Below are 1621 nucleotides of genomic sequence, written 5' to 3' on the forward strand. Positions count from 1 at the left end.
CACCTACCGGCAGCTCCACCAGCCGCACCGGCCGTGTGAGGACGCCGTCCCCGCCGCGGGCGTCCTCACACGGCCGGTGCGGCTGGTGGAGCTGCCGGTAGGTGCGTCGGAGGACCGGATCACCGGATCGCTCGACCTGGAGCGGGCGCTCGCCGAGGGGGTGAGCGTGCTGCGCCCGGGGCTGCTCGCCGCCGCCCACCGCGGCATCCTCTACGTCGACGAGGTGAACCTGCTCGGCGACCATCTCGTCGACCTGTTGCTCGACGCCGCCGCCGCCGGCACGGTGCACGTCGAACGCGACGGCGTCTCCGCCCGGCACCGGGCGTCGTTCCTGCTCGTCGGGACGATGAACCCGGAGGAGGGGGAGCTGCGCCCGCAGCTGCTCGACCGGTTCGCGCTCACCGTGCACGTCGCCGCCAGCCGGGATCCGGCGATCCGCGCCGAGGTGGTGCGCCGCCGCCTGGCCTTCGACGCCGACCCCCACGGGTTCGCCGCCGCCTGGGAGCCCGCGCAGACCCGGCTGGCCGCCCAGGTCGCCACCGCCGCGGCGCGCCTTCGCGCGGTGACGCTCACCGACGCCGCCCTGTACGCGATCAGCGCGGTGTGCGCGGGCTGCGACGTCGACGGGATGCGCGCCGACGTGGTGCTCGCCAGGACCGCCCGCGCGCACGCCGCCTGGAACGGGCACGACACCGTGCGCACCGCCGACATCCGCGCCGGCGCCCGCCTGGCCCTGCCGCACCGGCGCCGCCGCGGCCCGTTCGACGCCCCCGACATGGACACCGCCCTGCTCGACGCCGTCCTTGACACCGCGCTCGCCGGCCTCGACGACGCCGTCGACAACGAGCAGACCGCTCGCCGCCGCGCCACCACCGCGGACGGTCCCGGGCACGCCGCCGACGGCACCGAGGCCAGCGGCCGGCATCCCCGCGGGCATGACCCCGTCGGCGGGGATGCGGACGGCGAGGACCCTGACGGCGGGGATGCGGACGGTTCCGCCTTCGGCGGCGACGGTCCACACGGCGGCGCGGGCCCGGGCGGCAGCGGCCTCGGTGGTCCAGGCGGCCGGTGGCCTGAGGGCGGCGGGGACGCGGACACCGGGGACGGTCGCGACATCGGCGCGGGCGGACCCGACCCGTCCGGCGCCCTCGGCACCGACCGCGACAGTGGCCGTCTCAACGTCCCAGGCTGGGACGGCGGCCGTCTCCACGACAGGGGCGGCGAGGACATCAGCCCAGGTCGCCCCGGTTACGACACCACCGGTCTCAACCAGGCCGGCCCCGGCGGCGACCGCGTCGGCGGGCGCGCCGACGGCACGGAGCGCGACGCCTACCGTCGCGGCGGGCTCTCCCTGACCCTGCCCCGCACCGGCCACCCGCCGCACCCCGGCGCGGTGGGTGGCGGCGCGGTGGGTGTCGCGCCCGCACCGGGGGCGCTGTTTCGCCCCCGGGCGTTCACACTGGCGGGACTCGGCGCGTCGACCTCGGCGGGGCGGCGCTCACCGGCCCGCGGGCAGCGCGGCGCGCTCGTGACGACCAGCCCCGACGCCCCCGGCCTGCACCTGCCGGCCACCCGCCGCACCCCGGCGCAGGCGCCGCCGCGACCGGCCCGCACACCTCCC

1 protein-coding gene is annotated in these 1621 nt (G+C 78.7%); it reads left to right on the forward strand.

Going from position 1 to position 1621, the window contains the following annotated elements; genetic code table 11:
- A partial coding sequence (locus C1A33_RS24970; protein ID WP_165818577.1) for an ATP-binding protein occupies positions 1–1621 on the forward strand: 1621 nt, incomplete at both ends.

Source organism: Frankia canadensis, assembly GCF_900197875.1.
Classification (GTDB): domain Bacteria; phylum Actinomycetota; class Actinomycetes; order Frankiales; family Frankiaceae; genus Frankia; species Frankia canadensis.